The organism is Geodermatophilus sp. SYSU D00742 (assembly GCF_054049935.1).
In genome coordinates this window covers 53,460-66,117 of record NZ_JBJGYJ010000011.1, presented here as the reverse complement: position 1 = coordinate 66,117, position 12,658 = coordinate 53,460, and the positions used below count along the sequence as shown (strand labels likewise).

The 12,658-nt window shown below is 72.7% G+C and carries 14 protein-coding genes and 1 pseudogene; 6 read left to right on the top strand and 9 right to left on the bottom strand.

Annotated features, from left to right (window positions below):
* Positions 1–27: 27 nt before the first annotated feature.
* The 7 genes from ACI78V_RS09925 to ACI78V_RS09895 form a co-directional block, all read right to left on the bottom strand.
* A complete protein-coding gene (locus ACI78V_RS09925; protein ID WP_456850731.1) occupies positions 28–1,161 on the bottom strand; it encodes an LLM class flavin-dependent oxidoreductase in 1,134 nt (377 codons plus the stop codon).
* Positions 1,162–1,353: 192 nt separating this feature from the next.
* The gene (locus ACI78V_RS09920) at positions 1,354–1,806 is read right to left on the bottom strand and encodes a MarR family winged helix-turn-helix transcriptional regulator (protein ID WP_456850730.1); all 453 of its coding nucleotides are present in this window, start codon (positions 1,804–1,806) and stop codon (positions 1,354–1,356) included.
* Positions 1,807–1,815: 9 nt separating this feature from the next.
* The gene (locus ACI78V_RS09915; protein ID WP_456850729.1) at positions 1,816–2,430 is read right to left on the bottom strand and encodes a cysteine hydrolase family protein; all 615 of its coding nucleotides are present in this window, start codon (positions 2,428–2,430) and stop codon (positions 1,816–1,818) included.
* Positions 2,431–2,523: 93 nt separating this feature from the next.
* The gene (locus ACI78V_RS09910) at positions 2,524–3,624 is read right to left on the bottom strand and encodes a (Fe-S)-binding protein (protein WP_456850728.1); all 1,101 of its coding nucleotides are present in this window, start codon (positions 3,622–3,624) and stop codon (positions 2,524–2,526) included.
* Positions 3,625–3,794: 170 nt separating this feature from the next.
* Positions 3,795–4,193: an MmcQ/YjbR family DNA-binding protein gene (locus tag ACI78V_RS09905; protein ID WP_456850727.1), complete on the bottom strand. Its 399-nt coding sequence runs from the start codon at positions 4,191–4,193 to the stop codon at positions 3,795–3,797.
* Positions 4,194–4,550: 357 nt separating this feature from the next.
* Positions 4,551–4,787: a hypothetical protein gene (locus tag ACI78V_RS09900; protein WP_456850726.1), complete on the bottom strand. Its 237-nt coding sequence runs from the start codon at positions 4,785–4,787 to the stop codon at positions 4,551–4,553.
* Between the two features lie 346 nt (positions 4,788–5,133).
* The gene (locus ACI78V_RS09895; RefSeq protein WP_456850725.1) at positions 5,134–5,823 is read right to left on the bottom strand and encodes a hypothetical protein; all 690 of its coding nucleotides are present in this window, start codon (positions 5,821–5,823) and stop codon (positions 5,134–5,136) included.
* 188 nt (positions 5,824–6,011) lie between these two features.
* On the opposite strand from ACI78V_RS09895, the gene ACI78V_RS09890 reads away from it, so the two are divergent.
* From ACI78V_RS09890 to ACI78V_RS09865, 6 genes and pseudogenes are all read left to right on the top strand, one after another.
* On the top strand, positions 6,012–6,467 hold the full coding sequence (locus ACI78V_RS09890) for an FCD domain-containing protein (RefSeq protein ID WP_456850724.1): 456 nt from the start codon (positions 6,012–6,014) through the stop codon (positions 6,465–6,467).
* A 323-nt stretch (positions 6,468–6,790) separates the two neighbouring features.
* Positions 6,791–7,732 carry a patatin-like phospholipase family protein gene (locus tag ACI78V_RS09885; protein WP_456850723.1) on the top strand — a complete coding sequence of 314 codons (942 nt, stop codon included), beginning with the start codon at positions 6,791–6,793 and terminating at the stop codon, positions 7,730–7,732.
* A gap of 373 nt (positions 7,733–8,105) precedes the next feature.
* Complete coding sequence (locus ACI78V_RS09880; RefSeq protein ID WP_456850722.1) at positions 8,106–8,558, top strand: GAF domain-containing protein; 453 nt, start codon at positions 8,106–8,108, stop codon at positions 8,556–8,558.
* A 6-nt stretch (positions 8,559–8,564) separates the two neighbouring features.
* Entirely contained in the window at positions 8,565–8,810 is a 246-nt protein-coding gene (locus ACI78V_RS09875) for an ANTAR domain-containing response regulator (RefSeq protein ID WP_456850721.1), read from the top strand.
* A gap of 291 nt (positions 8,811–9,101) precedes the next feature.
* Positions 9,102–9,854, top strand: coding sequence for an SDR family NAD(P)-dependent oxidoreductase (locus tag ACI78V_RS09870; RefSeq protein ID WP_456850720.1), 753 nt, complete (start codon positions 9,102–9,104; stop codon positions 9,852–9,854).
* A gap of 57 nt (positions 9,855–9,911) precedes the next feature.
* A pseudogene (locus tag ACI78V_RS09865) lies at positions 9,912–10,292 on the top strand (acyl-CoA dehydrogenase family protein); the annotation flags it as partial.
* 248 nt (positions 10,293–10,540) lie between these two features.
* On the opposite strand, the gene ACI78V_RS09860 reads toward ACI78V_RS09865, so the two are convergent.
* The gene (locus ACI78V_RS09860) at positions 10,541–11,407 is read right to left on the bottom strand and encodes a DeoR/GlpR family DNA-binding transcription regulator (RefSeq protein ID WP_456850719.1); all 867 of its coding nucleotides are present in this window, start codon (positions 11,405–11,407) and stop codon (positions 10,541–10,543) included.
* A gap of 156 nt (positions 11,408–11,563) precedes the next feature.
* Positions 11,564–12,604, bottom strand: a complete 1,041-nt coding sequence (locus tag ACI78V_RS09855) for a substrate-binding domain-containing protein (protein ID WP_456850718.1) — start codon at positions 12,602–12,604, stop codon at positions 11,564–11,566.
* Positions 12,605–12,658 lie beyond the last annotated feature (54 nt).

Sequence of the window (12,658 nt, the reverse complement as noted above, 5' to 3'; positions counted from 1 at the left end):
GGGTGGAGCGGACTCCGGCGGAGGCGTTCAGGCGGTGCCGGACGTGGGGTGCGTGAGGACGGCCTCTCGCGCGCTCGCTGACCGGACGGCCGGGATGACCCGGTCGCGGAACAGTCGCACCGAGGAGAGCACCGAGTCGACGTCCAGGGAGCCCCACGCGAAGGCGCCGGCGAGGTAGTTGATCTCCCCGACGGTCGTCGCCTCGGTGACCTGGGAGGCGACGGTCTCGGGGGACCCGATGAACAGCTTGCGCTCGGCCACGAGCTGGTCGAAGTCGAGCGGGCCGGTGAAGCGGTCGCTGCCGTGCAGCCGCCACAGGTGGGTGAAGCTCTCGTAGTGGGCGTCGAACGCCGGCCGGGCGATGGCGGCGGCCTGCTCGTCGGTCGGGGCGACGAGGACGTGGCGCAGCATGCCGAAGCGCGGCGTCACCCCGGGCAGGCTGTAGCGGACGGTGCCGCGCTCGGCGGACTCCCGGAAGTGGGTGAAGAAGACCCGGCTCTGCTCGCGGACGACGTCCAACGGCGGGGAGGCGAAGCCGAACCCGAACAGCACGTTGTAGCCCTGGTCGCCCAGCCGGGGGATCGAGGCGGCGTTGGACGACGGGTACCACAGCGGCGGGTGCGGGCGCTGGTACACCGGCACGTGCAGGGGGATCTCCTCGCCCGCAGCCCCCTCGGCGCTGGGACGGCGGAACCGGCCGGTCTCCATCGCCTCGACGATGGCCGGGAACAGCTCCTCGAAGCGCTCCGCGGTCTCCGGCGCGGTCAGCCCGAACATGGCCGCCTCGATGGGGGAGGAGCCCTTCCCGACCCCGACGTCCAGCCGGCCGTGGCTGAGCTGGTCGAGCATGCCGATCTCCTGCACCAGCCGCAGGGGGTCGTACAGCGGCACGATGAAGGTGGTCGGTGCCAGCCGGATGCGCTCGGTCTCGCGGGCGGCGGCGGCGATGAACACCGACGGGGACGGCGCCAGGCCCAGCGGCGTCCCGTGGTGCTCGGCGATGTGGTAGGTGGAGAACCCGCTCCGGTCGGCCTCGGCGAGCACCCGCAGCCGGGCGTCGTAGACCTCGGCGGCCGTCATCCCGGGGTGTGCGTCGATCCAGTCGAAGAGACCGAACTCGAGGTCGTGCAGGGAGTCCCGGTCAGCCGGCTGTGTGGACATCGTCGTGGGCCCTCCTGGGTGGGGACATGGACAGGCGCGCGAGCGGTCGAGCGGGGGCTCGTTCGGGCGGGGCTGCCGACACTGCGGTAGATGGATCGGCCTGTCGGCCGCGTCTCATCAGGGCCCGTCGTGTGACGCGGCTCATTGAACAGGTCGAAGGTTCGTACGTCAACAAATCTTCAAAGCCCGGCCTCACGGAGCGGCGATGAACTCCTCGAGGAGCTCGAGGAAGGCCGTGGTCTTCGCCGGGGGCAACCGGTCCCTGAGCGCCTTGGCGAGTTCCTGCACCCGCGGTTCGACCGTTCCGTACAGGACCCGACCGCTGTCGGTGAGCCGCAACTCGAAGCGGCGGCCGTCCTCGGTGGACCGCTGCATGGTCAGGTGACCGGCTGCCTTCAACCTGTGGACCACGGCGTGCGTGCTCGCCGGGTCCAGCGCGGTCAGTCGGGCGACGCTGGCCTGGTCGAGAGGCTCGTGGCGAGCCAGGGTCGACAGGACGGCGTACTGCACCGACGAGACCGGGCCGGGCACATAGCGCGTCCACATCTCGTTGTGCACCTGACTGGCCCGGCGGATCAGGTGGCCGGGCAGGTGGGCGAGGTGAGGGGCGACAGTCTGTGCCGCCCGATCTTCGCTGATCGCCACAGGCCGAGTCTAAGGAGCGCCGGCGGCCGACTCCGTCGGAAGGGCCCACGAGGCGAGCAGGTCGGCGCTGGTGACGACCGGCCCGATGGTGGCGGCGAACTCGGCGCAGGCGGTGGCCTGCGGGATCACCCCGACCGTGGCCGTCGCGTCGCCCACGAGCACGGCCAGGTGGCCACGGGACACCGCATCGACGCCGGTGGCCCGGACGCAGACGTCGGAGGTGAGCCCGACCAGCACCAGCGTCGGGCGGGCCAGCGCGCTCAACACCAGCTCCAGCGGGGTGAAGGCGAATGCGGAGTACCGGTGCTTGACGAAGGTGAAGTCCTCGGGGGCGACCAGGTCCCCGTACGGCTCGGCGCCCCAGCCCCCCGCCGCCACGATCGGGTCGGTCTCGGGCTCGATGGTCGTGCCGCCCAGTCCTCGGCGGCGCCACCCCGGGGTGTCGGTCCACCGCGAGTGCTGGGTGTGCACGTGCAGCACCGGGATGCCGGCGTTCCGGGCCGCCGGCAGCAGTGCGCCGATCCGCTCGACGGCGGCCAGCGCCTGCGCGCAGTCCACCCCGCGCCGGCCGAGCGTGCCCTCGGGGTGGCAGTAGTCGTTCTGCACGTCGACGACGAGCACCACAGCCTGATGGGGATCGGTGAGAGCTGTGTCCAACGGGGCTCCAGCCCTGGGAGGGAAGCTGATCTCCGGGCACCCTATGCCAGCGGTGTGCGTCTACTCGGCCGGATCCACCGGAGCCACGACCTGACCGCGATCGCTGGGGGGCTCGAACCGATCGCGTCGAACGGTGCCGGTGCCGCCTGCATCGCTGTCGGCGCGAGGAGCCAGCCATGCCCGCCAGCGTCGAGCCGATACCCCAGCTCTCGCCCGGTCTCCGCAACCCGGGCCGCCACCCTGCCAGCCCGACAGCGGAAGACCGCAGCTCAGAGGCGGTGTCCGGAGAGATCGGGAACGGCCCCTGACCGCCTCCCGAGGCGGTGTGACCACCGCCAGCAGGCACGGTGCCTGCCGCTCGGCCCAGGAGGCGGTCGTCCGTCGGCTGCGCCCCGGACGCCGTCTCCCCTTCCGGTGGTGAGCGTCGGTGGGCTCGGTCGTGAGGGCGGCTGCGAGGACCTGGGCCAGGTGCACACCTTCCGCGTCGGTGCCCTGGGCGATCTGAGTGCGGCAGCTGAAGCCGTCGGCCAGCACGATGGTGTCGATGGAGGCGGCCCGGATGGCGGGAAAGAGTGCGCGCTCGGCCAGGGCCTGCGACACGTCGTAGTGCCCCGGCTCGAAGCGCCAGCTCCCCGCCAGACCGCAGCAGCCGCCGCCGACCACCGTGGTGTCCACGCCGAACTCGGCGAGGACCCGCAGCTCGGCGTCGTAGCCGTGCACCGCCTTCTGGTGGCAGCGCACCTGGCAGACCGCCGCGGCCGCTCCCGCATCGGTCCCCAGGGTGCCGGAGGGGCACGGCCCTCCGGCGTCCAGGTGCCGCGCGGTGAAGGCGCCCAACGTCGTGGCCAGCGTCGGCGACCCGCCGGCGCGGGGATCGTCGGGGAGCATCCCCAGGACCTCCTCCTGGAGCATGACGATGCACGAGGGCTCGAGCCCGATGACCGGGTACCCCGCCTCCAGTAGCGGTTCCATCACCGCGAGCGTGTCGCGCAGGACCTTCTGCGTTCTGTCCAGCCGGCCGGTGGAGTGCCAGGTGAGCCCACAGCACACGCTGTCCGCCGGCAGGACGACGCGGGACCCCATGGCCTCGAGCACCTCGACGGCGGCTCGTCCCGGGGCGTCGGCGGAGGAGTTCGTGAACGTGTCGGGCCACAGCACCACGGTGGGGCGCTCGTCCGTCGGCCCCGCGACCGCACTGTTCCTGCGGCAGCGGCGGCGTCCACCTCGGTCCGCTCGGCGGCACGTCGCCGGCCACCTCCCGGACACCGGGGCCCGGTGCGGCGCTCCCGCACCGGTCGACGATGCGCCCGGCGCTCCGGCGACCTGCGTGGTCAGCGGAGCCTGAAGACGTCCGTCCTGGGCCGGACGGCGGCCGTGGCGGGCCGACGGGCGCGGGGCAGGGCTGCGGCCACCAGCCGGTAGGAGTTCTCGACGAGGTCGCAGACCAGGTCCTCCGCGACGTCCGCACCCGCCCAGACGCTGAGCCAGTGCCGCTTGTCCATGTGGTAGCCGGGAGAGATGTGTGGATGTGCGGCGACCAGCTCCGCTGCGACGTCCGGTTCGCACTTGACCGTGACCACCGCGCGGCCGGGCACCTGGGTGGTGAGCAGGAAGACCTTCCCGCCGACCTTGAAGACGTCCCAGTCCGGGCCGAACGGTTGCTCCCAGGAGGTGGACGCCAGCTCCATGGCCGTGTGCTCCGCGACGTCGAGCAGCGCCTCGCCGTCCATTCCGCCTCCCGTCCACGCTGTCGGTCACATCCGGGCCCATCGCGCGGGCCGCGAGGTCATGAGGTGCCCCGCGAGCGGAGGACCTCGAGTGCCACTGCGACACCGACGACATCGTCGTCCGGTGGTCGGGGGAGCGGCTGGTCGGCTGGAACTCGGTCAGTGTGCCCCCGGTCCGCCCGTGCCCGGACCGCGACCGGGTCGAGCCGTCCGGTCGGCTCGGTGCGGACGGCGCCCCGTCCCTTCACGTGGTGGGCGACGCCGCCCCGCTGGAGGGCCGGTTCCGGCGAGCAGCCCGCCCGTGCACGAGCAGCTCCTGCCGCTGCAGTCCGGCGAAGGGTGAGTGGCCGCCCGTCGCAGTCATGCGGTGATCCGCTCGCATTCCCCGCACCGCGGAACCGTCCGGATGTCGCGCCAGTCCATGTCCGCGATCGCCGTGACGAGCACGCCGCAGATCGATGCTGCCAGGCCGTCCACGACCGGCCGGGCCACCGCGTGAGCCACGTCGACCCTGCGATCGAGGTCCCGGCCGTCTCGGCGCGGGTCGTGCTCCAGGGACGCGACATGCGTGCCGATCACGTACGGGTTGGCCGTCATGCCACAAGGGTCGGCCCGTCAGATGTCGGCACCGCAAACTCCGGGCGGCGATCCGGCGATGGGCCGGGGATGTCGCGGCGTGTCGGGCCGAGCGCTCGACGGCCGTCACGTCCCCCGACGCGCGCCGGAGGAGGGCTGGAGGAGTGCCGGTGCTGCCCGACCTGACGGCGGCATGCCCCCGGCGACCCGGGCGCCGTTCTGCCCGACCTCACCCCGGGCCCGGCGGTGGGGAGGCGGTGGTCATCGCGGTGTCGGCGTGGCCGAGGTGGTCGGCGCGCGGGAGGACGGGCGGTCCGGGCCGCACGCGATCGCACCGGCCGTCCGGACGCCGCCGATGAGCCCCGCGTCACCGCCTGTGCGTCGCTGCCCTCATCCGCGCGCCCCTCCGGTCGCCGCGGGTGGCGCCCGCCCCGGTACCTGCGAGCAGCTGGAGACGCGTACGGGTGCGCTCGACGGCAGCGCGGATGACCGGGGCCCGCTGGTCGTGCGCGCGGGCGTTCGGGCTGTCGGCTCCGTGACGGTGCAGCATGTCCTCGAGCCGCTCGTCGACGTCCACCGCCTCGCCGGCGGGGCTGGTGGTCTGGTCGGCGTAGACGAGGGCGTCGGCCAGCGGCCCGCTGGTGAACCGCCCGTCGTCGAAGCGCTGCAGGTACGGGCCGAGCCCGAGCACCGCCGCGACGAACCGGGCGCCGGAATGGTGCGCGACCAGGCCGGTGAGGAGTGCGGGCCAGTGGTGGTCGGCGAGGTGCCAGGCTCCGTCGAGCGGGTGGAAGCCGCTGCGGCGCAGCGGTGTGGCGTAGCCGATGTCGTGCAACCACGCGGCCGCGATCAGCACCGGCCGATCACCGGGGTCGACGGCCGGCGCTGCGGTGGTCGCCCGGTGGGCCACGGCCTGGGTGTGACGCCACCGGTCGCCGAGGTCACCGAGCAGGTCGCCGGCGAGGTGGCGGGCACCGGCCACCAGAGGATGGGCGTCCAGCGGGTCGGCTGCTCCCCGGGCAGCAGCCGGGTCCGCGCCCGCGAGGGGATCGGGCATGGCCGGACCGTACGCCGCCGGGCACCACGGCCACGCCGCGGTCCCACCGGCGGAACTGCGGGGTTCCGTGCGCACGGGTCGCCTGCGGTGTCTGGCCCGGGAGGTGGGGAGCTGGTCGTCTCCGCGTTGCTGTCCGTTGGTCCATCGGGGGCCGCCGTGTCGCCGTGCCTGGTCAGGGTCGACGGCACGTGCTCCCTCGACCCCTCGCGCAGAGCCCGACCCTGCTCGAGTTCCTGGAGACCGAGCTGCTGCGGACGGCACGCCGGCCCACGGACGACGAGGTCGCCGAGCTCCGGGCGATCAACGCCGAGATGGCGCGGTCGGCGGCGGCGGGTGACCTCACAGTGGTCAACCGGCTGAACAGCGACCTGCACCTGCGGACGTTGCGGTTGTCGCCACCGGATCTGTACCTGGCGGAGGCGGAGCGCTGCTGGGCCTCGTCGGCGCCCCGTCGCATGCTGCACGTCGCGACCACGGACGCAGCCGGGATCACCGAGGAGCACGAGCAGCTGGTCGACGCCCTCGCGGCTCAGGACCGGGCTCTGACGCTTCGCATGACGGCCGCGCACCGCGGACACAGTCAGGACGCGGCGCGACACGCCCTCACGGGCATCGACCAGCCTGTGCGCCTCGCCACCGGCTGACCGCGCGCGGTCGATCGGGGCGAGAACGGCTCTGGACCCACCGGCTCGGGCTGACGTTCCTGTCAGACCTCCTGAGCGCTGGTCACGCACAGCCACGGGTGAGCGGTCGCCCGAAGGGCCGGGTCGACAGCGGCCGGGGCAGCGGTCCTCGACCACCAGCACGGCGGTCTCGGACGGTGCGCCGTTCCGGTGCGCGGACCCGGCCGTCGAGCAGTGAGCGCTCCAGGGCGGAAACCACCGCCGGACCTCCTCGGCGGCGACTGATGCCCCAGGACGCGGCCGTCCGCGAGATGGTGGATCCCCAACCGGGGGAGGCGGCACAGATGAGAACGGTCGCGATCGCCTGTCAGGGCGGTGGCAGCCACACCGCGTTCACCGGCGGAGTGCTGCAGCGTCTGCTGGCCGACACCGACCACCGGGTCGTAGCGCTGTCGGGCACCTCGGGTGGGGCGGTCTGCGCTCTGCTGGCCTGGTACGGCCTGCTCACCGGTGGCGCGGTCGAGGCCGGCCGGCTGCTGGAGCGTTTCTGGGAGGCCAACGCGGCGACCACGGTGAGCGGGAAGGTGGCGAATGCCTGGCTGGTCGGTCTGGCCCGGCTGGAGGGACGGGTGTCGCTCCCGACGGTCAGTCCCTACGCCTATCCGGACGTCGTCGGCGGCGCCTTCACCGAGTTGCTGACCGATCACGTGGACGTCGAGCGGCTGGCCCGGCTGCAGGAGTCCCCGCCGGAGGACCAGCCGCTGCTGCTGGTCGGCGCCGCCGACGTCCTCACCGGCGCCTTCACGGCCTTCTCCAGCCGGCGCCGGGAGATCACCGTGAACGCCGTGCTCGCCTCGGCCGCCGTTCCGCTGCTCTTCCGCGCCGTCGAGGAGCAGGGCCGGTACTACTGGGACGGGCTGTTCAGCCAGAACCCGCCGCTGCGCGAGCTGCCCGACGCCCGCCCGGACGAGCTCTGGGTCATCCGGATCAATCCGCGCGGCCGGGCCACCGTGCCCAAGACGGTGGGCGACATCGCCGACCGGCGCAACGAGCTGGCCGGCAACCTCTCGCTGGAGCAGGAGCTGTACTTCATCGGCAAGGTCAACGAGTGGGCCGATCGTCTCGGAGCCCCGTACCGGCGCATCGAGATCCGTGAGCTCACGCTCGATCTCGGCATCGACCTCGATCTGGCCAGCAAGTTGGACCGCCGGCCGGCGTTCATCCGCCAGCTGTTCGAGGCGGGTCGGAAGCAGGCGGAGGAGTTCCTGGCCGGGCTGCCCGGCTGACGGCCGGGGCCGGCGCAGGAAGCGCTACAGCAACCGGTCCAGCCGCGCCGTTCGGGTGAAACCGTACCCGGCGGGACGGACCGTGGACGCTACGCACCTGTGACCTGGGCAGATGGCACATCCGCGGGGGGGGGCGGACCCGGCGGATGTGCCGCGAGGCTCCATCCGCTCCGGGACGGGACCTCGACGGGCGAGTACGTTGCTGGCTGGGCCGCACCAGCGGCTCCTGACAGGTCATCCGGCTGGCCCAGCGGATCACGGGCCACCCGCCACGGGCGACTCACTCCGGGGTCGAGACCCTTCGTCGACCGGCCGGACCCGACCAGAGCGGACCGCCATGAGCCCCGTCCACGACCAGGGGTCGTCTGGACCAATGGACGTCCATGACGCCTTCGCCGAACTCGGCCGGCTGTCCTTCGGCGACACCTCCCTGGACGGGATGCTGCAGAAGGTCGCCGACCTCGCCAAGCGGGTCATCCCCGGCGTCGCGGAGGCCTCGGTCAGCCTGGTGGTCAACGACAAGGCCACCACCGCCGCCTTCACCGGCAAGCTGGCCCTCGACCTCGACGAGTCGCAGTACGGCCGTGGCTACGGCCCCTGCCTGGAAGCGGCCGTCGGCGAGGAGATCCGGGAGATCACCGACGCCCGCGAGGAGGCGCGCTGGGCCGACTACGCCCAGGCGTGCGTCGAGCGCGGCGCGCTGAGCTCCATGTCGGTCCCCGTACCGGTACGGCAGGCCGTCCACGGTGGGCTGGACCTCTACGCGGTCGAGGCCGACGCCTTCGACGACGAGGCCAGGGACGTCGCCCGGGCGTTCGCCTCCTAAGTCGCCGTGGCGGTGCACAACATGCACCTCTACGAGAGCACCCGTGAGCTCGCCGAGAACCTGGACCGCGCCATGCAGACGCGGGCCGTCATCGAACAGGCCAAGGGCATCCTGATGAGCCAGCGACGCTGCACCGCGGCAGAGGCCTTCCAGCTGCTCGCGGCCGCCTCGCAGCGGTCCAACCGCAAGCTCCGCGACATCGCCGAGGCCATCGTCGACGGTGTGAGCAGCATCCCGGGCAGCGAGGCGTAGTCAGGGCCCTCCGGGAGGCTGACTCGATGTCGAACGTGCGGGCGGAGGGCCGGCCGTCGGCGAGGGTGCGGTGGACGGGCGTGCACGTGCAGCTCGCCGCCACCGCACGAGGCGCTCGACGGCCGGAGCGTTCACCGGAGCCGGCGGCTGGTCACGCGGGCCGCGCCTGCGGTGCACGCCCGGTGCCTCAGGGAGACGGCGGTCGGGCCAAGATCCACCGGGACCGCCGCGGTCCAGGCGACAGGCGTGGGCGCGAGGCCGGCGGAGGATCGACACGGGAGGAACAGGGGCGTGGCATTCGACTTCACGGGCAGGACCGCGCTGGTGACCGGCGCGGCATCGGGCATCGGCAGGGCCGTCGCGCTGCGGCTCGCCGCCGGCGGGGCCAGCATCGTCGCGAGCGACCGCTCGGAGGACGGCGCGCATCGGCTGGTCGAGCAGATCGTCTCGGACGGCGGCGCGGCAGTGGCGGCGGTCGGCGACGTGACCGATCCCGGCCAGGTGGAGGGCGCGGTGGCGCTCGCGCTGAGCGAGTTCGGTGGACTGCACCTGGCCGTCAACAACGCCGGGATCGGCGGCCCGCGGGGCGATGTCGCCGACATCGACATCGACGGCTACCGGGAGCTCATGGCCGTCAACCTCGACTCGGTGTTCTTCGGGCTCAAGTACGAGATCCCCCCGATGCTCGAGGCAGGTGGCGGGGCGATCGTGAACATGTCGTCGATCCTCGGGGTCGTCGGCACCCCGGCGGCACTGCCGTACGTCGCCGCGAAGCACGGCGTCGCGGGCATGACGAAGGCGGCGGCACTCGGCTACGCCGCTCGCGGCATCCGGGTCAACTCCGTCCACCCGGGCTACATCGAGACCCCGCTGCTGCAGGCGCTGCCCGCAGAGGCGTACGACGCCCTGGCGGAACGGCACCCGATCGGCAGGCTCGGCACGGCGGAGGAGGTGGCCGAGGTGGTCACGTTCCTCCTGTCGGACGCCGCTGCCTTCGTCACGGGAGCGCAGTACGTCGTCGACGGCGGCTACACGGCGCAGTAGCAGCCGGGCCGTCGCTGCCCGTAGCCGACCCCACAGCGGGGGCCGGAGGTCGAGCAGTCCCGCGCGTCCTACCGGCAGGTGGCCCACCTGCTCGACCTCGGCGTCCCGTGCGAGCGGGTGGCCTCGATGGTGGGGCTCGAGGCCACCGAGATGTCGGTGCGGGTGACCGACCAGGCCATGCAGTTGGACGGCGGCAACGGCTACACCACCGAGCGGCAGGTGGAGCGACACTGGCGTGACGCCCGGCTCACCACGATCGTCGAGGGCACCAGCGAGATCCGGAAGCGGACGATCAGCGCCCGTCTGCTGCCGCGGTCCCCGCTGGTCCGACCCGGGGAGCGCGTCCCGGGCCCCAGCCTCCGGGACGAGGGCCGGTGGGTGGGCAGTCCGCCCAGCCCCGACAGCGGGAACCGCAGCTCGGAGGCGGGTCGGCCGTGATGGCCGGCCCACCTCTCGCATGCGTACGGCAAGGGGGACAGCAACGGGGCCGGAGGACGGCAACGGTCACCGGCGGAGCGCCTCGGGTCCCGATACCGGTGGTCGTCCGTCGTGGACTCGCCGAGCTGCAAGCCACGGGAGGCGCCGACCACTCGGGGACCGCTCCCGGGCTCTCCGGAGTGATCGGCCCGGTGCACCACGGAGGTCCCAGGGCCTGTCCGGCTCGGCTCGCCCGTCCGGTGACCGGGCTAGAAGTCGACGGCGGAGGGCATCGGCTCGGCGTCCGCGACCAGGACCGTGACGCCCTTGTCCCGCAGCCGCGAGACGTCGTCCGCGGACGTGGCCGCGTCGACGACGACCACGTCGAACTCAGGGACGGCGATGTGCGCGTGCAGCGCCCGCTTGGTGAACTTGGAGTGGTCCACCATGAGGACGCGCGTGGCGGCCGCCTCGAACATCGCCCGCTTGACGAGTGCCGCGTCGTGGTGCTGGTGGAAGCAGGTGTCGTCGGTGATCGCCGGTGTGGACATGAAGAGGACGTCGGCGCGCAAGGAGCGGAGGGCGTTGAGCGTGACGCTTCCCATGTACGCGTCGCACCACTGGTAGTGCTGGCCACCCAGGGCGATCAGCGCGATACCCGGGTGCCCGACGAGCTCGGTGATGGCGCGCTGGAAGTTGGTGATGACCGTCAGCGGTTGCCGCTGGGGGAGCATGTGGGCCAGGTGCAGCCCGGTCGTCGAGTCGTCCAGGATCACCGCCTGCCCGGGTTCCACGAGGCCGAAGGCCGCCCGGGCCAGTGCCTCCTTCTCCTGCCGGTTCTCCCGGTCCCGGTACTCCGGGCTCGACTCGAACAGGCTGGTGGCCACGGCGGTCACCACACCGCGTGACTTGCGGAGGATCCCCCGGGCCTCCAACGTGTCGAGGTCCCGGTGCACCGTCATGGTGCTCACGCCGAAGCGCTCGGCGAGCTCCTCGATGCGCATCGACCCCGCGCTGAGCACGAGTTCGGTGATCGCGTCGTGCCGTTCGCTCGGGCGGAGGTGGTGGGGGGCGCGGGGCTGATCGGTGCTTCCCGGGCCTGCGGGCACAGAGTTCCTCCGGACAGACTTGGACATCCTGTCTGCACTCCCTACCACGCGATGGATGTCGGCACGAGTGACGCTCGGCGCCGACGGGAGTGGGGGGGGGGGGGGGGGGGGGGGGGGGGGGGGGGGGGGGGGGGGGGGGGGGGGGGCGCCCCGCCCCCCCCCCCCCCCCCCCCACTGCCGGTGTCACTGCTCGTTCGCGATGTCCCCGGACTCGAGGTTCTGCTCGATCAGTTCCGGGAGGCGCTGGAGGAACGCGTCCTTCTCCGTCGCCACGTTGGCCAGGTACTGGTCGACGTTCTCCGGAGTGATGGGCGGCATGACGTAGGTGTACTGCTTCTCGACCTGCTCGCCGTCGACGACGCGCTTGGCCACGGCCAGGCCCGCGGCGAGCTCCACCCGGCCGTGCTGCAGGGACGAGCCGATGAAGTCGCCGTTCTTGACCGCCTGCAGGCCGTCCTCGATGCCGTCGATGCCGACGACCGGGACGTCCATCCCGGCCTCGTTGAGGGCCTGCACGGCACCGAGCCCCATGTCGTCGTTCTCGGCGACGACGCCGTCGATCTGGTCACCGAAGCTGGAGATCCAGTTCTTGACCTTGTTGACGGCCTCGTCACGCTTCCAGTTCGCGGTGTCCATCGCGAGGATGCTGATGCCCGGGTTCTCCTCGAGGACGGACTGGATGCCCGCGGTGCGGTCCAGCTCCGGGGAGGACCCGAGCGGGCCCTGCAGGACCAGGATGTTGCCCTGGCCGCCGAGCGCATCGGCCATCATCTGCATCTCCTGCGCGCCGGCCGCGACGTCGTCGGGCAGGACGGAGCTGGTGATCGCGGTCTCGTCGGTGAGGGTCGTGTTGACGGCGATCACCGGGATGTCCGCCGCCTGGGCCGCCTGCAGCTGCGGGCCGAGGGAGTCGGCCTGGACCGGGACGATGATGATGGCGTCGACGCCGGCGTTGACCAGCTGGTCGACCTGGCTGGCCTGGGTGGCGACGTCGTTGCCCGCCGAGTTCCACAGCAGTTCGATGTCGTTGGCCTCCGCGTAGGCCTCCATCCCCTCCTGGCCCTGCGTGATGAACGACGACATGTCGTACACGGTCACGCCGACCCGGATGGGGCCCTCACCGTCGGCGTTCACGGACTCGTCACCGGCGCCGCAGGCGGCGGTGCCCAGCAGGAGGACACCCCCCAGGGCGACCGCCCCCCGGCGCATCGTTCCTCGAAACATCGGTTGCTCCTTTGCTGTCGTGCTCGGGACACGGGGCACGGTCGAGCCCCGGGG